The sequence below is a fragment of the Aminobacter sp. Y103A genome (assembly GCF_030294925.1).
GTDB classification, from domain to species: domain Bacteria; phylum Pseudomonadota; class Alphaproteobacteria; order Rhizobiales; family Rhizobiaceae; genus Aminobacter; species Aminobacter ciceronei.
Genome location: NZ_AP017986.1, coordinates 271468 through 292460 on the forward strand (window position 1 = coordinate 271468; position 20993 = coordinate 292460).

At 64.8% G+C, this 20993-nt stretch carries 17 protein-coding genes; 5 read left to right on the forward strand and 12 right to left on the reverse strand.

Translation table 11 applies throughout. The annotated features are described in order from the left end of the window. Window positions 1-62: 62 nt before the first annotated feature. From Amn_RS01310 to Amn_RS01335, 6 genes are all read right to left on the reverse strand, one after another. Window positions 63-923 (reverse strand): glycosyltransferase family 2 protein, encoded by an 861-nt coding sequence (locus Amn_RS01310; protein WP_286294326.1) that lies wholly within the window; start codon window positions 921-923, stop codon window positions 63-65. Then, window positions 920-1843 (reverse strand): Gfo/Idh/MocA family protein, encoded by a 924-nt coding sequence (locus Amn_RS01315; RefSeq protein ID WP_286294327.1) that lies wholly within the window; start codon window positions 1841-1843, stop codon window positions 920-922. Before Amn_RS01315 ends, Amn_RS01310 begins: the two co-directional genes overlap by 4 nt. Beyond that, window positions 1836-2381 carry a dTDP-4-dehydrorhamnose 3,5-epimerase family protein gene (locus Amn_RS01320; RefSeq protein ID WP_067955393.1) on the reverse strand — a complete coding sequence of 182 codons (546 nt, stop codon included), beginning with the start codon at window positions 2379-2381 and terminating at the stop codon, window positions 1836-1838. Before Amn_RS01320 ends, Amn_RS01315 begins: the two co-directional genes overlap by 8 nt. Before the next feature lie 131 nt (window positions 2382-2512). Next, entirely contained in the window at window positions 2513-4111 is a 1599-nt protein-coding gene (gene murJ / locus Amn_RS01325) for a murein biosynthesis integral membrane protein MurJ (RefSeq protein WP_286294329.1), read from the reverse strand. Between the two features lie 46 nt (window positions 4112-4157). After that, window positions 4158-6953 (reverse strand): [protein-PII] uridylyltransferase, encoded by a 2796-nt coding sequence (locus tag Amn_RS01330; protein ID WP_286294330.1) that lies wholly within the window; start codon window positions 6951-6953, stop codon window positions 4158-4160. Between the two features lie 82 nt (window positions 6954-7035). Next, a complete protein-coding gene (locus Amn_RS01335; protein ID WP_286294331.1) occupies window positions 7036-8103 on the reverse strand; it encodes a glycosyltransferase family 10 domain-containing protein in 1068 nt (355 codons plus the stop codon). 139 nt (window positions 8104-8242) lie between these two features. Here Amn_RS01335 and Amn_RS01340 point away from each other — a divergent pair, with 139 nt between their 5' ends. Beyond that, window positions 8243-10735, forward strand: a complete 2493-nt coding sequence (locus Amn_RS01340) for a heavy metal translocating P-type ATPase (protein WP_286294332.1) — start codon at window positions 8243-8245, stop codon at window positions 10733-10735. Between the two features lie 204 nt (window positions 10736-10939). On the opposite strand, the gene Amn_RS01345 is transcribed toward Amn_RS01340, so the two are convergent. Next, window positions 10940-13090, reverse strand: coding sequence for a TonB-dependent receptor domain-containing protein (locus Amn_RS01345; protein WP_286294333.1), 2151 nt, complete (start codon window positions 13088-13090; stop codon window positions 10940-10942). Window positions 13091-13607: 517 nt separating this feature from the next. Between Amn_RS01345 and Amn_RS01350 the strand changes: the two genes are divergently transcribed. Then, a complete protein-coding gene (locus tag Amn_RS01350) occupies window positions 13608-14453 on the forward strand; it encodes an aldo/keto reductase (RefSeq protein ID WP_286294334.1) in 846 nt (281 codons plus the stop codon). Between the two features lie 19 nt (window positions 14454-14472). Here Amn_RS01350 and Amn_RS01355 read toward each other — a convergent pair whose 3' ends face one another. Further along, window positions 14473-14778 (reverse strand): hypothetical protein, encoded by a 306-nt coding sequence (locus Amn_RS01355; protein WP_286294335.1) that lies wholly within the window; start codon window positions 14776-14778, stop codon window positions 14473-14475. 72 nt (window positions 14779-14850) lie between these two features. Beyond that, window positions 14851-17310 carry an EAL domain-containing protein gene (locus tag Amn_RS01360; RefSeq protein WP_353622414.1) on the reverse strand — a complete coding sequence of 820 codons (2460 nt, stop codon included), beginning with the start codon at window positions 17308-17310 and terminating at the stop codon, window positions 14851-14853. A gap of 219 nt (window positions 17311-17529) precedes the next feature. On the opposite strand from Amn_RS01360, the gene Amn_RS01365 reads away from it, so the two are divergent. Further along, entirely contained in the window at window positions 17530-17748 is a 219-nt protein-coding gene (locus Amn_RS01365) for a hypothetical protein (protein WP_067955378.1), read from the forward strand. A gap of 9 nt (window positions 17749-17757) precedes the next feature. Further along, entirely contained in the window at window positions 17758-18270 is a 513-nt protein-coding gene (locus tag Amn_RS01370; protein ID WP_286294336.1) for a Clp protease N-terminal domain-containing protein, read from the forward strand. 12 nt (window positions 18271-18282) lie between these two features. Here the strand turns inward: Amn_RS01370 and Amn_RS01375 are convergent, their stop codons facing one another. Together Amn_RS01375 and Amn_RS01380 are read right to left on the reverse strand one after the other, a co-directional pair. Beyond that, window positions 18283-18585 carry a DUF6958 family protein gene (locus tag Amn_RS01375; RefSeq protein WP_263005440.1) on the reverse strand — a complete coding sequence of 101 codons (303 nt, stop codon included), beginning with the start codon at window positions 18583-18585 and terminating at the stop codon, window positions 18283-18285. Further along, a complete protein-coding gene (locus Amn_RS01380) occupies window positions 18569-19117 on the reverse strand; it encodes a GFA family protein (protein WP_210252524.1) in 549 nt (182 codons plus the stop codon). Before Amn_RS01380 ends, Amn_RS01375 begins: the two co-directional genes overlap by 17 nt. 110 nt (window positions 19118-19227) lie before the next feature. Here Amn_RS01380 and Amn_RS01385 point away from each other — a divergent pair, with 110 nt between their 5' ends. Further along, a complete protein-coding gene (locus Amn_RS01385; RefSeq protein WP_067955371.1) occupies window positions 19228-19869 on the forward strand; it encodes a TetR/AcrR family transcriptional regulator in 642 nt (213 codons plus the stop codon). 29 nt (window positions 19870-19898) lie between these two features. Here the strand turns inward: Amn_RS01385 and Amn_RS01390 are convergent, their stop codons facing one another. Then, on the reverse strand, window positions 19899-20957 hold the full coding sequence (locus Amn_RS01390) for an alpha/beta hydrolase family protein (RefSeq protein ID WP_286294340.1): 1059 nt from the start codon (window positions 20955-20957) through the stop codon (window positions 19899-19901). Between the last annotated feature and the right edge of the window lie 36 nt (window positions 20958-20993).

The following is a 20993-nucleotide window of genomic DNA, read 5'->3' on the forward strand; positions in this document are numbered from 1 at the left end:
GCGGCGAAATTCGAGTGGCGCTTATGAACGATGGCGCTCTTGCTATCAAGAGGGCGGGGCTATCAAGAGGGTCGGCGCCACCTGCCAACGAGGTTCTCGACATGCGCGCCGAGTAGCTTCGCTTGGCCGACGAGGCGCACAAGCAGCGGATCGTCGGGCGGTGTCCATCCGTGGTGCGCAGTGCGGATAGCCCGTTCCAGCGCAACCCGCAATTCGGCGCTGTCGCGACGCTCGAACAGATCCTTGAGCTCGGCAACGCGCTCCTGTGCTGTCCAGTCTGTGCGTGCCGGCGAGGCGATATGGATCGAGGTCGCTTCCAGTCCCGATGCAAAGCGCAGGCCCGGCTGGCGCAGAAACTTCCGCCACATGAACTGGTCCGTGTAGGTCCCCGCTGGCGCCGGGCTCCAGCCGACGGGCAGGGCACGATAGGCGCTCATGCGGTGGCCGCCGACGGTCAGGCCGAAAAAGGCTTTCTCGCCGTCGCGCACTTTTTGCCAGCAGCCGGGCTCGGCGAAGCTGCCGCCATAGACCACAAACTCGTTTCGGCCATGCACGTTGATCTGCACCATGTGGCCGAAATCGTGGCGCTTCAGCAGCTTGGCTAGGCTGGCGAGATGGCCGCGCAGCCAGAGGTCGTCGTCGCCACAATAGGCGACGATCTCGCCACGCGCCTCCTGAAGAGCCACGTGCCGGTGTGCCTCCCCGTGGCGCTGGCCCTTGGGAAAGTCGAAGTAGCGGATGCGCGGGTCGCTCCGGGCAAGGTCGCCGACGACGTCGCGTGTCTCTGCGGATGCGCCGTCGCCGACCACGAAGAGCTCGAAATCGGAAAAGCTCTGGTCCTGGATGCTGCGGATTGCGTATCCAATCAGATGCGCATGGTTGTGCGTCGGCACCAGCACGGTGGCAAAGGGCTTGCGGTTCACTCGGGCAGCCCGGCCATGCGCCTGATATCGCAGACGTGCTCGACGATCGCGGCGCCTTCGGCGGCCGAACTCATCGGCGCCGGTCCACCATTGAGGTGGCGGAGGAAGGCGGCGAGTTCCGCCTCGAGCGGCATATTGTTCTGGATCGCAACCTCGACCTCCGGCGCATTCAGATCGTTAGGGCTTCCCTGGCGCAGGATCAGATGGTCGTCGAAGCTGCCGTTCAGCGTCACCGTGCCATTGGTACAGGACAGGATCACCGACCGCCGGTTGACCGGGTGGTGCGCCGAGGTCTCGATCACCACGCGCGGCCCGCCGTCGCGGCCGAGCACGGCGACGAGACCGCTGGACGCCGGTCCAAGTCCGTCCGCGAACGCCGTTGCTACAGGTGGGACCTCGCCAAGGACATGCAGGCATATCGACAAGTCATGCGGCAGCAGGTTCCAGATCGGGTCGACCTCGTTGTGGGTCATCGACCAGCCGAGCCGGTACAGCCTGAGTCCCAGGACGTCGCCGATCTCGCCGCTTTTCGCAAATCGGGCGATGCGTTCGATTCCGGCGTGATAGCGCCATTTGTCCATGACGAAGAGGCGGTCGGCAGCCTTCTCAGCCAGCAATCGGGCCGTCGCCCGGTCCGAGGTCAGCGGCTTTTCGACAAACAGCGGAATGTTGCGCGGCAGGAGGCTGAGCAGCACCGCGCCATGGCTGTCACTCGGCGTGGCAACAACGGCGCCCTCGACCTCGGGCAGTTCATCCAGCGTCGGGACAATGTGGTCTGCACCGTTGGCTACGGCATTGGCGCGCGATCTTTCGCCAGGTGCCACGCATGTGACCTTGGCACCCAGCGCTTTCAGGTCGCGCAGGATCAGCTTGCCCCAACCGCCGCAGCCGATCAGACCGAGATGCGGGGCCTCACGCACGGCTGGCGCTCATTTGCGCGCGCACAGCCAGGTACTGTTGCGTCATCTCGGCGGCGGAACCCGCAGTCGTATCACGCGGCGACAGGGCAGGATCGCGGATGTCCCAGTCAAGGCCGAGCGCCGGATCGTCCCAGCGGCAGCCGATTTCATCCACAGTGTTCCAGTAGTGCGAAACCGAATAGCAAAGGCTGGAAACTTCAGGAAAATGGAAGCCATGGGCGACGCCGGGCGGGACTAGTGCTGCCTGCATTTTCGAACCCTTGAGCGTCACCGTCGTTGCCATGCCATGAGTCGGCGATTCCGGGCGAATGTCCGAGAGCGCGAGCACCAGCGTGCCTTCTAGGCAGACGAGATAGTCGGAGTGGATCACGTGCACATGTACGCCGCGCAGAACGTTGGCCTGGCTACGTACGAAATTCCACTGCACGGGCTCGATGCCGGCATCCCATTCCTGGCGGAAGATTTCCGTCAGGTTCCCGCGGTCATCGTCATGGGTCTTCAGGTCGCGAACAACGCATCCCAGCGGAAGTTTGATCATCGCTATGCTTCCCCACTGCCCCTGGCGCAGCTCTTGCCATGCCGCGCGTCGTGACTCCCAGCGTCTGTATCTGTCCGGTCGATGCAGAAAGCAATGCTCAATCGGCCCGTCGGCTTACGTAGGCACGGCAATCACTCAGATTCGGCCGGCGTTGGCGCAGGCTTGGCGCGATTGCGTTTGATGTTGCGCCGGATCATGCCGGCATCCGCGCCGCCGATGCCGAAGGCGACGCTGAAATAGATGATCATCGCAGCAGCCACCAGCACGCCGAGCGCCGCTGCCTGGGTATAGACGGGGGCCGCCGACCCCAGCCATTGATCGGCCTCGCCCGTGGCGAACCACAGTCCGCCGGCCATGATCGCGGAGGCGACGACAAGGCGCGGTATCCGTTTCATCAGTGCTGCGTCGCGATCCCACTGGCCGCGCCAGACCAGCGTGCCGAGCAGCATCGCCGCGTTGACCCAGCCGGCGATTGCCGATGCCGCAGCAATGCCGGGCGCACCCCAGGACGGAAACAAGGTCAGCGCGACCGAAATGTTCACCGCCACCGAAATGGCGGCGAAATACATCGGCGTGCGTGTGTCCTCGCGTGCGAAGAAGCCGGGCGTGAACGCCTTGATCAACACGAATGCCGGCAGGCCGAGGCCGAAGATGGCGAGGATCGATGCCACCACCGGCGTGCTGTTCGAGGCGGCGAAGGCGCCGCGCTCATAGAGCACACGCACGATCGGCTCCGACATGACCAGCAGGGCCGCGGCAGCGGGGAGCGTCAGGAACAGCGTGAACTCGACCGAGCGGTTCTGCAGGTTGGCTGCCTCGACCTTGTTGCCTGCCTTCAGCGCCCGCGACAGCTCCGGCAACAGCACGATGGCAACGGCGACGCCGACGACGCCGAGCGGCAACTGGTAGACGCGGTCGGCAAGGTTCAGCGACGACACGGCACTATCCTGGCCCGAGGCGATGGCCGTCCCGATCAGCGTGTTGATCTGGGTGATGCCGCCAGTGATCGCCGCCGGCAGCGCCAGCCACAGCAGGCGCTTGACGTTGGGCGTCAGCCTGGGCCGGCGGAAGCCGATCGATATGCCGGCATGGCGCACCGCGATCCAGACGATGATCAGCTGCACCAGACCGGCGGCCAGAACGCCCCAAGCCAGCGCGTAGCCGACGGTCAGCCCGTCATGGCCGCGATACCAGGCATTGGCCAGGACGCCGACGAGGATGATGTTGAGAAACACCGGCGCGATCGCCGCGGCGAAATAGCGGCGCAGCGAGTTCAGCATGCCGCTCATCATCGCCGCCAGCGACATGCAGATCAGATAGGGGAACATGATGGTGGCGAGCGCCACCGTCAGGTCGTACTTCTCGGGATTGTCGGCGAAGCCGGGAGCCACGACGAAACGCACGATCAGCGGCATCGCCAGTTCCATGGCGATGGTCAGTACCAAAAGCGCCGAAAACAATACGCCGAACACTTCCTCCGAAAAGCGCTTGGCGCCCTCCGTGCCGTTGGCCTCGATCTCCTTGGCAAACAGCGGCACGAAGGCGGCGTTGAAAGCGCCCTCGGCAAACAGCCGGCGGAAGGTGTTGGGGAACTGGAATGCGGCATAGAAGGCGTCGGCCACCGGCCCGGTGCCGAGGGCCGCCGCCATCAGCATCTCGCGCGCAAAGCCCAGCACCCGGCTCATCAGCGTGCCCGAGGCAACGGTCGCGAATTTCTTGATCAGTGACATGGGGCGCGACGATGCCTTGCGGATTTGGGCGGGATCATGGCTGGCGTCATTCGGCCGCCGCCGCCTTGGCCTTGGTCCGCTCGGCGCTTGCGCCCTCGAGGGTGGCGATCAGGCGGGTACGGATATTCTCGAGCCGTGTCGGGTTGTCGATCTTCTGGCCGGTCAGGTCGGTGACGTAGAAGGTGTCGATCACCTTCTCGCCGAAGGTGGTGATGTGTGCCGAGGCGATGTCGAGCGACAGGTCGGACAGCGCGCCCGTGATCTCCGACAGGAAGCCGGGGCGGTCGAGGCCTTCGACCTCGATCACCGAGAAACGGTTCGACAGCGCATTGCGGATTTCCGCACGCGGCTGGATGCGGAAGGTCTTCTGGCCGCGCTTCGGCTTGGCCCGCTTGGCGATCATCTCCGGCAGCCAGGCCCGGCCCGACAGCACGTCCTCGATCAGCTGGCCGACACGTTCGGCGCGCCGACGCTCGTCCTCGTCGCGGTCGAATTCGCGTGAAATCAGGATGATGTCGAGCGCCCGCCCATCGGCGGTGGTGAAGATCTGCGCGTCGACGATGTTGCCGCCGGCAGCCGCACAGGCGCCTGCGATCACCGACAGCAGGCGCGGATGATCCTGCGCCAGGATGGTGATCTCGGTGACGGCCTCGAATTCGTGGGTCCGCACCATTGTCGACAACTGCTTGCCGGCCGCATCGGCGCCGTGGATGAACTCGGCATGACGCTTCTGGTCTTCCAGGTCGACGGTCAGCAGGTAGTTGTCATAATGCAGCTTGACGTATTTCCGCCGCGCCGCCTCCGGCCAGTCGGAAAGTGCCGCGGCCAAAGTCTCGCGTGCCGCCGCCGTGCGCTCGGCCCGCGACAGCTCGGAAAAGCCACCGGTCAGGAGGAGCTCGGTCTCGTAATACAGCGTGCGCAGCAACTGGCCCTTCCAGCCGTTCCACACGCCCGGGCCGACGCCGCGGATGTCACAGACGGTCAGGATCAACAGCAGCTTCAGCCGCTCGACCGACTGCACGACGTCGGCGAAATCGTCGATGGTCTTGCGGTCGTTGAGGTCGCGCGTCTGCGCCGTCATCGACATCACCAGGTGGTTCTCGACCAGCCAGGCGACGGTCTCCGTGTCGGTCGGCGACAGTCCCATATGCGGGCAGATGCGGCGGGCGATCTTGCCGCCGGCCTCCGAATGGTCCTCCGGCCGGCCCTTGGCGATGTCGTGCAGCAGCACCGCGACATAGAGCACCTCGCGCTGCTTCTTCAGGCCGCCGATCAGCGAATGGCTGAGCGGATGGATCTTGGCGCCGTCGCCATGCTCGATCTCGGAGAGCACGCCGATGCAGCGCAAGAGGTGCTCGTCGACGGTGTAGTGGTGATACATCGAGAACTGCATCATCGCGACGATCTTGCCGAAGTCGGGGATCAGCCGGCCCAGCAGTCCGGCCTCGTTCATGCGCCGCATGTTGAGCTCGGGGCTGCGGTCCGAGGTCAGGATGTCGAGGAAATAGCGGTTGGCTTCCTCATTGCGGCGCAGGCCCTTGTCGACGAGACCGAGCGAGCGGGTCAGAAGCTTGAGCGCATTGGGATGCAGCTCCAGCCCGTGCCGGTCTGCGAACCAGAAGAAGCGCAGCATGTTGACCGGGTCGCGCGAAAACACCTTGTCGTCGGCGACGTTGATGCGCTGGTTGTCGATGATGAAGTCGCTGGTGCCGGCGAGCTTGCGCCGTCGCCTGGAAAAGCCCTGCAGCAGCCCGTGGAAGCCCGGCGCGTCTTTGGCCTGTTCCTCTTCCAGGGCGGCGCAGAAGATGCGAGTCAGGTCGCCCACTTCCTTCGCCACCAGGAAGTAGTCCTTCATGAAGCGTTCGACCGCCGAAAGCCCGGGCTGGGTGGTGTAGCCGAGGCGCTGGGCGATCTCCCGCTGGATGTCGAAATGCAGCCTTTCCTCCGGCTTGCCGGTCAGGAAATGCATGTGGCAACGCACCGCCCAGAGAAAATCCTCGGCCTCGACGAACTGGCCGTATTCGCCCTCGGTGAACACGCCCTTGTTGATCAGCTCGGCGCCGGTGCGCACGCGGTAGTAATATTTGGCGATCCAGAACAGCGTGTGCAGGTCGCGCAAGCCGCCCTTGCCGTCCTTGATGTTGGGTTCGACCAGATAGCGGCTCTCGCCCGCCTTGGCGTGGCGGCCATCACGCTCGGCGAGCTTTGCCTGCACGTATTCGGGGCCGGTGCCTTTCACCAGCTCCTTGTCGAAGCGGTCGATCAGTTCGTCGCAGAGCTTCTGCTCGCCCCAGATGAAGCGCGCTTCCAGGATCGCCGTGCGGATGGTGATGTCGCTGCGCGACAGGCGGATGCATTCATCGATGTTGCGGGTGGCGTGGCCGACCTTCAGCCCCATGTCCCACAGCATGTAGAGCATATATTCGACGATCTGCTCGCCCCACGGCGTCTGCTTGTAGGGCAGCAGGAACAACAGGTCGATGTCGGAGCCGGGCGCCAGCGTGCCGCGGCCATAGCCGCCAACGGCGACGACAGCCATGCGCTCCGCCGAGGACGGGTTCTTGGCGCGGTAGACGTGGGTGACGGCGAAATCGTAGAGGACGAGGATGATCTCGTCCATCAGGTGCGAGATCCGCACGGCACAGAGTGTGCCGCCGCCATCGTCCATCAGCATGTTCTCGGCGATCTTCTTGCCGGCGGCGATGTGGTCCTTGAACAGCTGCAGCGCCTTGGCGCGCACGGCCGGGTCGGTACCGTCGCCGTCGCTGGTCTGCGCCGTCAGTTCGCGGCGCAGCGCGTCCGCGTCGATCAGCTCTTCGAGTTTGAGCGGAACTTTGTTCATCTGCCTCGGCTGGCCTCGCCCTTGTGGCGGCGTCTATAGCGTGATTTTCCAGCCATGTGTATGGCCGACGTCGGGGCCCCGTTCAACCTGCGGCCGCGCGCTGCTTGGCTGTGGCCCGCCCCAGCGCGGCGCGCAGAATTGTTGCCCACCGCCCTGCGATCGCCGTCTCGTCCAGGAACGCTCGCGAATACGCCGTCAGCGGGCTTTGCGCGAAGAACGCTTCATAGAGCGCCGGGTCGCGATCGGCCCTCACCGTCCGCCGCGCCACCGAAATCAGCGTCAGCGGCACGGCCAGCTTGCGCATCAGGGGCGACCGTGCCAGCGGCTGCCAGCCGAAGGCAAGCCCGTCGCAGATGCGCTTTTCATGCGCATGCCAGTTGATGAAGCAGCGCTCGTCGAAATCCTCTGCGACCCGCGGGTTGCCCCAGTAGATCGGCACGCTGCCGGCGAGCATAGCGTCGACGAGCTTCTCGGTCGTGTAGCCGGCAGCGCTGCTGTTTTCGAAGGCGATGGTGAAGCGCCTGTCCCTGAGAAACGCCAGCTTGTCGTCGCGCGAGTTGCCGATCGGCGCGCAGTTGCGCTGCACCCGGCCAGGTGCGTCGACCCGGCGGTAGAGCGACAGGGCCCGGAACAGCCAGCGGCGCAGCTTGGCGCGCTTGTTGCCATAGATGAAGGCGCAGAAATGTGGCCTGTTGGCGCGCTGTTCGGGTGTCTCGGGCGGCAGTCCCGCCAGGCAGTGCAGGATCGAATCGCCGCGGCTGCTCCAGACGTAAAGCGGGTAGCGCATGTAGCGCTCGTTGCCGATATCGGCTTCGTAGTCGAAGGCCAGCGCCCACTCGCAATGGTCCATCAGCGGCGTTGCGTTTTCGCCCGTCAGGAAGACGCGCTCATAGTCGCCGGCGGGCACGTCGGGCATGCGGGTGCGGCCGACATTCTGATTCTTGGGCGCGAACGGTCCGATCAGCACGAGGTCGGCCTGATCGAGCTCGTCGCAATATTCGATCGCCACGCCGCAGGCCTGCGCCCACGGCGCGACATAGCTCTCGACGGCGCGACGCGGCGGCATGTCCTGCCAGAAATGGCAGCAATGGACCTTCACCACGGCTTGGCCGGAAAGGGACGTCGCGCTGGTTACGGCTCTATCGGTCATGCTGCATCTGTACTCGCGTAAGGTCGCCCCGGCATCGCGCAGCCCGGCCGACGTTCCATCCTGTGGAAGCCTTGACCTTCCAGCAGGTGGAACATCTACCTTACTGGCCCATGCCGCTGCATATACTGGATTTCTTGAGATGAAACATACCGAAGATCACGCCGGACACACCCACCATGGCCACGGTCACGGCGCGGCGCCCGAAACGGTGGTTCGCGACGCCGTCTGCGGCATGACCGTCGATCCCGCTGCCGGCAAGCCGTCGCTCGAACATGGCGGCCGCCTGTTCCATTTCTGCAGCGCCTCGTGTCGTGGCAAGTTCCAGGCGGCGCCCGACAAATATGTGAGCGCCAAGGACCCGGTCTGCGGCATGGACGTCGCCCGCAACTCGGCCAGACACTTCCTCAAGCACGAAGGTTCCGGTTATTACTTCTGCTCGTCCTCCTGCGCGGGCAAGTTCACAGTCGAGCCGGCAAAATACACCTCCGGCAGGCCGGCCGCGGCACCCGCGCCCAAGGGCTCGCAATATACCTGCCCGATGCATCCCGAGATCGTCAGCGACAAGCCCGGCTCCTGCCCGATCTGCGGCATGGCGCTCGAACCGATCATGCCGTCCGCCGACGACGGTCCAAATCCCGAGCTTGTCGACTTCACCAGGCGTTTCTGGATCAGCGCGGTCCTGTCCATCCCACTTTTGATCATCACCATGGGGCCGATGGTCGGCCTGCCGACACGTGACTGGATCGGCGAGCCGCTCGCGTCCTGGCTCGAGCTGATCCTGGCAACGCCCGTTGTGCTCTGGGCAGCGCTGCCCTTCTTTCATCGCGGCCTGGATTCGTTCCGCAACCGCAGCCCCAACATGTGGACGCTGATCTCGCTCGGCGTCGGCGCGGCCTATCTCTATTCGGTCGTGGCCACGCTGTTTCCCGACCTCTTTCCACACCAGTTCCGCGGCCATGGCGGCTCGGTGCCGGTCTATTTCGAGGCGGCCAGCGTCATCGTCGCGCTCGTCTTCCTTGGCCAGGTGCTGGAGCTCAGGGCGCGCGAGCGCACCGGTTCGGCCATCCGCGCGCTTCTCGACCTGGCGCCCAAGACGGCGCGTCGCATCGCCGCCGACGGCTCGGAAACCGAGGTCCCTCTTGAGGAGGTCGTCAGCGGCGACCGCCTGCGCATCCGCCCCGGTGACGGCGTTCCGGTCGACGGCATCGTGCTCGAGGGCCGCTCGTCGGTCGACGAATCGATGATCACGGGCGAGCCGGTTCCGGTCGAAAAGGTCGAGGGCGAGCGCGTCACCGGCGGCACGCTCAACAAGAACGGCTCGCTGATCATGCGCGCCGACAAGGTCGGTGCCGACACGGTGCTGTCGCAGATCGTCGACATGGTCGCCAAGGCCCAGCGCAGCCGCGCGCCGATCCAGGGGCTCGCCGACCGCATCTCGTTCTATTTCGTCCCTGCGGTGGTGGCCATCGCGATCATCGCCTTCATCGTCTGGGCGCTGATCGGGCCCGAGCCGAGCATGGTCTTTGCCATCGTCTCGGCGGTGTCGGTGCTGATCATCGCCTGCCCCTGCGCGCTCGGCCTCGCCACGCCGATGTCGGTCATGACCGCCACCGGCCGCGGCGCCCAGGCCGGCGTGCTGATCAAGGATGCCGAGGCGCTGGAGCGTTTCGCCAAGGTCGACACGCTGATCGTCGACAAGACCGGCACGCTGACCGAGGGGCGGCCGCAGTTGACCGACGTGGTCGCCGCCGACGGCATCTCGGGCGATGGGTTGCTGTCGCTCGCCGCCGGGCTCGAAAAGGGATCGGAGCACCCACTTGCGGAGGCCATCGTCGACGGTGCATCCAAGCGTGGTGTCACCGTGCCAGACGCGCAGGACTTCGAATCGATCACCGGCAAGGGCGTTTCGGGCACTGTCTCCGGCCGCAAGGTGGCGCTCGGCAATGCCGCCATGATGGCCGATCTCGGCCTTGAATTCGCTGGCCTCGCTTCCCGCGCCGACACCCTGCGTGCCGAGGGCAAGACGGCGATGTTCGTTGCCATCGACGGCCGGCCGGCCGGCATCGTCGCTGTCGCCGACCCGGTCAAGGCATCGGCTGCCGCCGCCATCCGCGAGCTTCACGACCTCGGCCTCAGGATCATCATGGCCACCGGCGACAACGCCCGCACGGCAAAAGCCGTCGCCGAAAAGCTCGGCATCGACGAGGTTCGTGCCGACATGCTGCCGGAGAGCAAGAAGGCGCTGGTCGACGAGTTGCGCGCCAAGGGGCAGGGTGTGGCCATGGCCGGCGACGGCGTCAACGACGCGCCCGCACTTGCTGCCGCCGATGTCGGCATCGCCATGGGCACCGGCGCCGACGTCGCCATGGAGAGTGCCGGCATCACCCTGGTCAAGGGCGACCTCGGCGGCATCGTCCGGGCGCGCAAGCTCGCCCGGGGCACCATCCGCAACATCAAGGAAAACCTGTTCTTCGCCTTCATCTACAACGTGCTGGGTGTTCCCGTCGCCGCAGGCGTCCTGTTTCCGGTCCTCGGCACGCTTCTGTCGCCGATGATTGCCGCCGCCGCGATGAGCCTGTCGTCGGTGTCGGTCATTGCCAACGCGCTGCGGCTGAGGGCGATCAAACTCTGAGATGCGGCCTCCAACAAGGAGATGTGAGTGTTCAGAAAGATCGTGCTCGCCCTGATGGCGACGGGGATGCTGGTTGCCGTTCTGCTCGAAACCGCGCCGGTCTGACCCAACCGGTGTCAACGTTGCCTGCGGCATCATCCGCAGGCGGCCAGCGCCGAACCTGAGGAGCAGGGGCACCCCGCTCCTCGCCGGTTGGCGGCGCCGTCAGAACTGGGTCGTCAGCCCCACCGTGATGATGCGCCCTCGGCCGGTCTTGTCGCCCATCTCGCCCGACACCGCCGGGCTGTAGGCCACGTTGGTCAGGTTCTCGACGTTCAGGAACGCCGTGGCGTTCTTGTGGACCTTGTACGAGGCATAGGCGTTGAACAGCGTATAGGCCTCCTTGGTTGCAGTATCGCCGAAGCCAACCGCATAGCGGCTGCCGCCGACATGGTTCATCGTCGTGCCGATTGTCAGTGCTTCCTCGAAGGCGCGGATGCCGACATCGACGGAGACCTTGCTCTCCGGCAGGAAAGTCGAATCGCCATTGCCGATGCCGGCGCCCCAGCCAACCGGCTGGTTGTTGCTCGCCGGGGTGTAGGAGAGATTGACGTAGGCGATGCCGGCATCATAACCGCCCTCGACCTCGAAGCCCCGTGAGTGCGTCGTTCCGGGAACGTTGACCCAGATCGCCCGTTCGTAAGGGTCGCCCGGGATATTGATCAGATTGTTGACGATGTAGTTGTCGATGGCGTTGTTGAAGTAGTTCACCTTAAGCCGCAGCTCGTCGCCGCCATAAAGCAGGTCGTTCCTGACGATATTGGCGCCGATCTCCCAGCCCCTTGATGTTTCCGGGTTGAGGTGGAAGTTGGAGTACTGGCCACCGCCGACGCCAGATCCGATCGGAACCAGCGCCCACAGCGCCTCGCGCGCCGAGGGCGGCCTGAAGGTGTGTGAGTAGGTCACATAGGGCTGCAGCCAGTCGAGCGGCTTTGCCGACAGCGTGATCTTCGGGTTCAGCGCGGATTCGTGCCTGGAGACATCGACATTGCCACCGGTCGGCGGGCAGAAGCCGATATTCGGTTTGCACGGGCTCTGGCGACCGCTCAGATCCCAGTAGTCGTAGTTGAGGCCGGCGTTCAGCTCGAAGATACCCTGTGACAGGGTGAGGTCGGAGAAGGCGCGCGCCTTCTGCATGTGCCCGGGCGGATTGGCGCCGCGGAACAGGTTGACCTTGTAGTCGTTGGACGAATAGGCCGCGCCATAGTCCCAGCGCGCGCTGAGCTCGTCGGTAATGTCGAACCGGCTGGTATTGGCGATGTCGAAGCCGAAGCCGAAGTCGCGCGTGTTGCGCTTGCGGTAGGATCCGCCCGTCGTCGGATCGTAGGACATGTCGGTGCGGTTGTAGTAGCCGTTGACCCTGAGGTCGATCCAGTCGCCGCCGGGCTGGTATTTGTAGTTGGCCGTATAGGTCGCGTTGTCGACACCCCAGTTGTAGCCCGAAACCAGGAAGTCGTTCTTGTACCAGCGCGCGCCCAGCTTCAGGTCGTGCACGTCGTCGGGCTGGAAGTGCAGCTTCACCAGGCCGGACCCGGGCTTGTTGCTGGCGTCGGGCCTGTTGTAGGTGCCGTCGCCACGCTGGTAGTTGCCATGCTCGCCATAGCTGAACGCGCCCAGGATAGAGGCTTGGCCACCTCCGGCCAATTCGGTCTGGACACCTGCCGCGGCCATCCCCGAAGCGCCATAGCCATTGCTGCCTGCCTTGACGGTCGTCTTGACGCCCCGGTCCTGGCCTTCGAGCACGACGTCGTCGAACTCGATGGTGCGGAAATTGACCGCACCTGCCAGCGAGCCCATGCCATAGGCGCCATTGACCGCGCCGCGTTCCGCGCCGATGCCGGCAAGAAGGTTGGTGTCGATGTAGAGCAACTCGCCGCCGGTGGAGGCGTGGCCTGCGGTGTTCCTGAAGGTCTGGGGCACTCCGTCGATCATCGTGTTAACGCGGCCATCGGCTTCGAAGCCGCGGATGTTCACCGACACGCCGGGCTGGCTCGACGACATGCGGGTGAACGTGCCCGGCATGCTGCGAACGATGGCATTGGCGTCACCGCCAAATTTCTCCTGGACGATCTTGCCGTCGATGACGCTGACGCCACCTGATGTCTGGAAGGGCGCTTTCGTATCGCTGCCGGCGCTGACCGTGATGGGTGGCAGCACCAATGGGCTCGTTGCCGGCGCCTTCCGGTCTGACTTGACCGGCTTGGGCGGCTGCTCGGCGCCGTTGGGGGACTGGGCATTCGCCACGCTGAGGGCAATGGCGCTGCACACGGCCGCCAACGCGACAGTGCTGCAACGGATGATGTGATGATTGTTCACTGTGTTCCTCGGAATGCTGGGAATCAGTGGCTTGCTCTGGAGAAAGAACTGCTAGCTTCTGATGCGCGTCTTCTCGGAAGACGACTTGGCGCCTGATTGATGGGATGAGCCCAGGCTCTCAACGCGCCATTGAAAACACTGGCAATGAGCGCCCAAACACAGGCGGTCGGCCTCTCGTCCAGGCATCCGAGAGAAGACATCGAAATTTCAGTATGTTGTTTGACCACCCCGTTGGCCGGTCGACGGCCATGAAGCTGAGCTACATTAACTTGATATTTGGAGTCAAGTTTTATGCGAGGCGATTTTGCGTCGCCCACAGGCGGATGCGGACGGCTATATCAGTGCCTTCCAGCTGCCTGAGACAGCCGCTGAAGACGAACCCATAGGCTTTGTTGCCGTAACTGCGCGGCATCGGTCGTCATCCTGCAAAGCGGTTTGAAAAGACGAGCAACGCGTCGACGCTGTAGCCAACGTGGCCCGGTGCGGTAAGCTGACACAAATCGCCGAGGAGACTGCCATGCCTTCACCGTCCGCAATCACGACGCTGCCCTCGGGCGAGGCCGTGCCGACCCTCGGCCAGGGCACCTGGATGATGGGCGAGGACCGCGGCCGCGTCGCCGACGAAGTCGCCGCACTTCAGCTTGGGCTCGATCTTGGCGTCACCTTGATCGACACCGCCGAAATGTATGGCACCGGCGGTGCGGAAAAGGTGGTGGGCGAGGCCATTGCCGGGCGCCGCGACGAGGTGTTCCTCGTCTCCAAGGTGCTGCCGTCCAACGCTTCGCGCAATGGCGTCATCCGCGCCTGCGAGGCGAGCCTCAGGCGCATGCACACCGACCGGATCGATCTGTACCTGCTGCACTGGCGCGGCGGCGTGCCGCTGTCGGAAACCATCGCCGTCTTCGAGGAGCTGCGTCAGTCGGGCAAGATTCGCCACTGGGGCGTCAGCAATTTCGATGCCGATGACATGGAAGAGATGAGCCGTCTGTCCAAGGGCGGCGCCTGCCAGTCCAACCAGGTGCTCTACAACCTCACCCGCCGCGGCATCGAGTTCGATCTGTTGCCGCAGTGCCGGGGCCTCGGCATGCCTGTCATGGCCTATTCGCCCGTCGAGCAGGGTGCGCTCGCCGGCAACAAGGGTCTCCAAGGCATCGCCGCCCGCCATGAGGCGACCGCCGCGCAGATCGCGCTCGCCTGGGTCCTGGCCCAGTCAGGCGTCATAGCCATCCCCAAGGCGACGCGCCTCGAGCATGTCAGGCAGAACGCCGCTGCGCGCGATATCAGGCTGACCGGGCAGGATCTGGCCGAACTCGACCGCCTGTTCCCGCCGCCATCGCGCAAGCGTCCTCTGGAGATGATCTGACCGTTTTGGCCGGCGCCTGTCAGCTCGCCTTGACGGAACAGATACCGTTGGCGCCGCCCTTGCCGGTGTAGGAGACGCTCGGCGAGCCATCGGGATTGATGCTCAGCGAGATGGTCACGCCAGCGCCCTTGATCTCGAAGTAGTTGTCGTTGAACTTCTTCAGCGCGCCTTCCTTGCCGTTGATGTAGACCGGCCCGCCTTGGTCGGCATGGACCTCGATGTTGCCGGGGCAGGTGGCGTTGAGAAGCGGGATCGACGCATGCGCCGGCGTTGCTAGCCCAAGGGCTGCCGCCAGGGCAGACATACCAGCCAAAGTCTTGTTCATTTCATTCCCCCATGTCTGGACGACATCAGGCATTGTTGCGCTGCTGCGACCGTGCCGCAAGCGCACATGGGCTCAGCTTGCCAGCGCCACGTCGGGCGCACCGATCCTTGCCTCGAAGCTGCGGCTCTTGATGCCGACATAGTGCTCGCCAAATGGCCGCGGCTTGGCGATGCCAAAGCCTTGCGCATAATCGACGCCGATGTCGCGCAACGCCCTGGCAATGTCGTCGTTCTCGACGAACTCGGCGATGGTGCGCTTGCCGGTCACTTCGCCGATATGCTGGATCATCTCGACCATGGCGCGGTCGATGCGGTCGACAAGCATGTCCTTGACGAAGCCGCCGTCGATCTTGAGGTAGTCGACGGGCAGGGCCTTGAGATAGCTGAACGACGACATGCCCGCACCGAAATCGTCGAGCGAGAAGCGGCAGCCATGCGCCTGCAGCGTGGCGATGAAGCGGGCCGCCCGGTCGAGGTCGGCGATCGCGCTGGTCTCGGTGATCTCGAAGCAGATGGTCGTGGGCGAAATGCCGCTGCGGGCAAACTGCTCCAATACGTAGTCGGCAAAGCTGTCGTCGCCGAAGCTCGCGCCCGACAGGTTGATGGCGCAGGTGGTGATCGGCGAAGCGTCGGCCGTCTGCCGGGCCAGGATGCCGAAGGCCTGGCGCACCATCCAGCGATCGATCAGCGGCATCAGCCCGTAGCGCTCGGCCGCAGGGATGAATTCGCCTGGTGTAATCAGCTTGTCCTCGGCATCGGCCAGCCGGACCAACAGCTCGACATGGGCGCCTGCCGCGCCATCGCCATGCAACGGCACGATCTCCTGGGCGAAGATGCGGAAACGGTTCTGCTCCAGCGCTTCGCGCAGGCGCTGCACCCAGGCCATCTCGCTCAGCCGCTGCTCCACCTCCATGTCGCCGATCTGCTGGATCTGGATGCGATTGCGGCCGCGCTCCTTGGCCATGTAGCAGGCGACGTCGACGCTGCGCAGAATCTCTTCCAGCGTCATGCTGGCATCCGACATTCCGACCACGCCGATGCTGACGCTGATCTTGAAAGCGCGTCCCGCCCAGACGAAGTTCAGCTCGTCGACGGCCTGGCGCAGGCTCTCGGCGGTGCTTGCCGCGAGCTCCTCGGGGCAGTTCTCCATCAGGATGCCGAATTCGTCGCCACCCAGCCGTGCCAGAAGATCGGTCGGGCGCAACCGGCTGTGCAGTGCCGCCGACACCTTGCGCAGGAGTTCGTCACCGGCCGCATGGCCGCAGGTGTCGTTGACGATCTTGAACTGGTCGAGGTCGAGATACATCAGCGCGTGCACCGCCGGGCGCTTGGCCAGGGCTGCCAGCGACGCGTTCAGCCGCGCCTCGAATTCGCGGCGGTTGGCCAGCGAGGTCAGCGTGTCATGGCTCGCCTGCCACGACAGCTGCGCCATGAATTCCTGTTCCTTGGTGCGGTCGTGGAACACCAGCACCGCGCCCGCCACCTTGCCGTCTACATAGAGCGGCGCTGCCACCAGCGACACTGCGACGCTCGAAAGGTCCGGCCGCATCAGCTGCTGCGGCACGCCGCTGCCGCCGACCGCTTCGCCCGAAAGGACGCGTGCGATGAAGCCGTTGTCTTCTTCGTCGCTCTCTTCGCTGACCAGCCGGAACAGCTGGTCGAGTGGCTTGCCCTTGGCGCTGGCGCCATGCCAGTCGAGCATCGCCTCGGCCGCCTCGTTCATATAGTCGAGCCGGCCCTCGGCGTCGGTTGCAACGACGGCCTGGCCGATCGAGGCCAGCGTGATCTGGGCGCGCTCCCGCTCGGCATTCAAAGCGCTTTCAAACGCCCGGCGTTGCTCCAGCAGATTGCCCGTGCGCCGCATCGCCAAAAGGATCAGGGCGCCTGCGGTTACCACGTTGACGCAGAGCAGCAGCACGGTGATGTCGCGCGAGCCGCGCCCGAGCGAGACGGAGAAGGCCTCAGCCAGCGGTGCCGTCTCTTCGTGCAGACGATGGATGTCGTTCTTCCACGCCGCGAGCTGTTCTGCCGAGGCACTGCCGCTCGAGATGCCGGCATGCATGGCCTCGCCGAGTGCCGCGATCTCCAGGATCTTCGGATCGGCGTCGACCCAGCGGTCGACGGCATTGGACAGGTAAGGCACGTGGCGGAAGTTCTTGAACAGCCAGATCAGGCCGGGATTGTCGTTGGGATGGTTGCCGCCGCGAAGGAAGCCGTCATAGGCGGCGTCATAGTCGAGCAGCGGTTTTTCCATCGCCAGGCGCGCGTCGCGGTCGGCCAGCGGCACCGCGATGGCGTGGCGGAAACGTTCGAAATAGTTGGCATCGCCGGAATTGGCATAAAGCGTCAGATAGTAGATCGCGTCCTTGTGGCCTTTCGACCAGGCGCTTTCGCCTGCAGCATAGGCGCGCACGGCAGACAAGGTATATAGACTGGCACCGGCAATGACGGTCTGTATCAGGACAACGGCGATGAAGGGCCACAGCAGCCCGATGAGCTGAAACCTGGATCTGATGTCGCGTTGTCTCGTCACATGTATGGCGAACGAACTCGCCCCCCAGCTTGTTCTCCCTCGCGTTTGCGGCGCGAATAGTTGCAATACCTATATGAGCAAGCTTTAAAATTCCTTTCCCTGTAAGGTTCAAAGCACTATCCAGTACATTGACGTAGGGTAAGGTATTTCCGGCCTGCTGCCAGCGATCTTCCGTCAACTTGGGTTGACGGAATTGCCTACGTCAACTAATGTTGACGAATGGTTGATCTGAACGCCCTGCATTTGCCCGATGATCCCGACGAAGCGCTGGCCGCGGTGGTTGCCTTGCGACGGCTGGCCGACACGCTTGAGCGGCGCGCGGTCAGGTCGGCGCTCGGGCAGGGCTGGTCATGGGCGCGGATCGCCCAGGCACTCGGCGTCAGCAAGCAGGCCGCCCACAAGCGGCTGTCCGACATCGGCGATGGGCCGGAGAGCTAGGAGACGAGAATGTTCAGCCGCATCAAGGCGCGTTTCAACGACATCGGCACGATCGGCACGCTATGCACCGGGGCGGAGCAACATGCGTTGCGGGATCATCAGCGCGAGCCGGGCGCCGAGCACTTCCTGCTCGCCGCGCTCGACCTGCCCGACGGTACGGCGCGGCAAGCCTTCGCAGCGGTCGGCGCGGATCCCGCGGCGCTGCACCAAGCCATCGCCCGTCAGTATGGCGACGCCCTTGCCGCCATCGGCCTGGACATCGCTTCGTCGTCGTCGGCAGGGTCGGAGCGGCTGGCCGCACGCCCCGGCGCATTCAATGCGTCGGCCTCCGGGCAGGAGGTCATGCAGGCGCTGGCGGCAAGCCGAAGCCAGCACGGCCCGCTGCTCGGCGCGCATGTCGTTGCCATCGTTGCCGGCATGCCGCACGGCGTTGCCGCCCGCGCCTTGCGGGCGATGGGCATCGACCTTGCCCAACTCAGATCCGCCGCCGAAGCTGTCGCCGGCGCCGATGCGCGTCCCTGAGCCGGGACGCGCTCACTTCGCCCGGTGAAGCCGAAGCGGCTTGGTCGTCTCGCGCTGGATGACGCCTTGTGCTTCGAGGTCGAGCTGGGCTGCCTTCAGCCACCAGCCGGCCTTGTCGCCGCCGGGAAACAGCTCCTCGGACAGGATCGGCAGCACCGCCGCCTTGGTTTCCGCCACGGTCAGGCCCGGCGTGGTTGCCGGCAGCACCTCAAGCAACGCGTCGCGCATGGCGGTGTATTTTGCCTTGTCGACACGCACGACATGGTTGGGCGAGACGATGTTGCGAATCTCTATCTTCTCAGCCGCCTTGGACATCGAGCTCTCCCTTTACATATTCGATCTTGGGGGCGCGAAAACCCATCGCCGCCCAGGCAGACAAAAGCCGCCACATGAAGCGGCCGGAATGCTTGGCATAACTCGGCAGGCTGTCTGTGAATTCGACGCCGGACCTGCGGTCGGCGGTCATCGTGCGCATCTCGGCCGGTGGCCGGTCGGCGGGGTCGATGCGCTCGCGATAGACCGACAGCCAATGCCCGCCCTTGAACTCCAGAAACATCGGCGAGTTGCAACAGGAAGCCACCACGCGCCGGGTCGGCGCCGTCCGGCTCAGCCGGTGTTCGCGCAACAGCTCGGCGCCATGCGCACAGCGGATCCGGTCTTTGCGGTAGAGCGTGTAGTTCGTGCCGCCGTCGCTTTCGAGCACCGGCGCGCCGCCGGGTAGCGCGGCGAAAATCCCGCCTGCCTTCTGGCAGCTGGAGCAATAGCAGATCGCGCCGACGATCGGCGTGCCGCTCGCCTCGAATGCCACCTGTCCGCATCTGCAGGCGATCCGTCGCATGTCAGCCATCTCATCACCTCGTCCGTCGATTTAAAACTAGACTGGACCGTCCAGTTTGATTTGTCAACGGCTTCGGCTTATGCTCGACATCGCAGCTGCCGATACAGGGACGTGCATTGATGAAGACCGCCAAAACGCGCCAGGAACGGACACGCGACACCATCCTCGATGCCGCCGCCGGCCTGTTTCTCCGCAACGGTTTCCTTGGCGCCAATATGGACGAGATCGCAGCGGTCGCCGACGTTTCCAAGCAGACCGTCTATGCCCATTTCCACAGCAAGGAAGCCTTGTTCCTCGATGTCGTCAGGGGGCTGACCGGCGTTGCCGGCGACGTCCACCAGGAGCAGGTCGCCGACCCCGTCGACGACCGCCCGATCGCCGATTACCTCCAGGAATTTGCCGAACTTCAGCTCACCATCGTCATGACGCCGAAGCTGATGCAACTGCGGCGGCTGGTCATCGGCGAGGTCGAGCGCTTTCCGGAACTGGGCAGGGCGCTGCATGCGCTCGGCCCGCAGCGCTCGATTACCCGCCTGTCGCGCGCCTTCGAGCGCTACCGCAGGCTCGGCCAGATCGAGGCCGACGACCTCGAGGCCGCGGCGTCGTTCTTCAACTGGCTGGTGATGGGGGCCCCCGTCAACGACGCCATGCTTCTGGGCGACGACGCCATCCTGCCCGCCGCGGCCTGCCGCGGCCACGCTGCCGAAAGCGTGCGCATCTTCCTCGCTGCCTTCGGCCCGCGCGCCACGCATCGGGCATAGGCGCCGGCTGGTGGCCGGCGCCGCAGGGTTCATTGACCTGATGCCATCAGGTCGCGCACCAGCGCGTCCTTCACCAGCCCGATCAGCTCGGCATGCAGTTCGCCGCGTGGTCGGCCGGCCTCGTCCGAACAGATCGGATCGAACTCGCCAAACGACTTGAGCAGTTCGGCCGCACCGTCCTTGCACTCGGGCAGGAAGCTGAAATGCGTCGCACCCGCCACGGTCGCATAGGTCCCCTTGGACGTCAGCTTCGCGAGTCCATCGGAGATGACAGCCAGCGGAATGCCTTCACCCTCGCCGAGATTGATGAAGTGCATCGGGATCGCGATGTCCTTCAGGCTGTCGGGGTCATAGGCCTGGGCGAGGCCGGGATCGGCCAGCACCGCCGTCTTGATCCGCTGGTCGAGGTTCGACTGCTCGAAGCGCGCCTGATCGATGCGGCGCAGGTCTACCTTGTCGACTGTAATCTTCTCGTCATTGACGTAGCCGACGCCGCTTACAAACCAGGCGCAGTCCCACTTCTTGTAGCTGTCGCAATAGCGGGCATAGGCCTCGAGATTGGCGCGCGCGCCCGAAAGCTCCATGGCACTGGCACCACCGAGCGAGAAGCCGACGATGCCGATCCTGTCGGCATCGATGACGCTGCTCCAGGCCGGATCCTTGGCCAGTGCGTCGATGACGGCGGACAGATCGGCCGTGCGCTGCCACAGCTTCGGCGTTTCGGCCGGGGTGGAAAAACCGCTGGTCGTGCCCGGATGGTTGGGGCCGGCAACGACGAAACCCGCCTTGGCAAGCTCGGTGGCGAGCCAGCTCATCGCCTGCACGCGGCTGCCCGATCCATGCGACAGCAGCACCAGCGGATGGCGGCCCGGCACCACGGGTGCATCAATGCTGGCTGCCGCGCCCTTGAACACCTTGTTGTCGCCGACAATTGTCGGCTTGCCGCCGACGGCTGCCGGATACCAGACGGTCACGGATAGATCGCGGCCGGTCTGCGGCACCGACATCTCTTTGACGCCCGCTTCCGAAGCGAAGCAGGCGGAGACGAAGCCGATGAGGGCGGGAATGGTGGTGAGTAACTGGAGCACGGGAGCCTCGCTCTGTTTGCGGATGAAGACGAGCGA

Excerpts from the sequence above, each read along its gene's own strand:
- Amn_RS01320 (WP_067955393.1), bottom strand. The coding sequence starts at position 2,381 with ATGATCAAACTTCCGCTGGGATGCGTTGTTCGCGACCTGAAGACCCAT.
- murJ (WP_286294329.1), bottom strand. The coding sequence starts at position 4,111 with ATGTCACTGATCAAGAAATTCGCGACCGTTGCCTCGGGCACGCTGATG.
- Amn_RS01330 (WP_286294330.1), bottom strand. The coding sequence starts at position 6,953 with ATGAACAAAGTTCCGCTCAAACTCGAAGAGCTGATCGACGCGGACGCG.
- Amn_RS01335 (WP_286294331.1), bottom strand. The coding sequence starts at position 8,103 with ATGACCGATAGAGCCGTAACCAGCGCGACGTCCCTTTCCGGCCAAGCC.
- Amn_RS01340 (WP_286294332.1), top strand. The coding sequence starts at position 8,243 with ATGAAACATACCGAAGATCACGCCGGACACACCCACCATGGCCACGGT.
- Amn_RS01350 (WP_286294334.1), top strand. The coding sequence starts at position 13,608 with ATGCCTTCACCGTCCGCAATCACGACGCTGCCCTCGGGCGAGGCCGTG.
- Amn_RS01355 (WP_286294335.1), bottom strand. The coding sequence starts at position 14,778 with ATGAACAAGACTTTGGCTGGTATGTCTGCCCTGGCGGCAGCCCTTGGG.
- Amn_RS01365 (WP_067955378.1), top strand. The coding sequence starts at position 17,530 with ATGGTTGATCTGAACGCCCTGCATTTGCCCGATGATCCCGACGAAGCG.
- Amn_RS01370 (WP_286294336.1), top strand. The coding sequence starts at position 17,758 with ATGTTCAGCCGCATCAAGGCGCGTTTCAACGACATCGGCACGATCGGC.
- Amn_RS01375 (WP_263005440.1), bottom strand. The coding sequence starts at position 18,585 with ATGTCCAAGGCGGCTGAGAAGATAGAGATTCGCAACATCGTCTCGCCC.
- Amn_RS01380 (WP_210252524.1), bottom strand. The coding sequence starts at position 19,117 with ATGGCTGACATGCGACGGATCGCCTGCAGATGCGGACAGGTGGCATTC.
- Amn_RS01385 (WP_067955371.1), top strand. The coding sequence starts at position 19,228 with ATGAAGACCGCCAAAACGCGCCAGGAACGGACACGCGACACCATCCTC.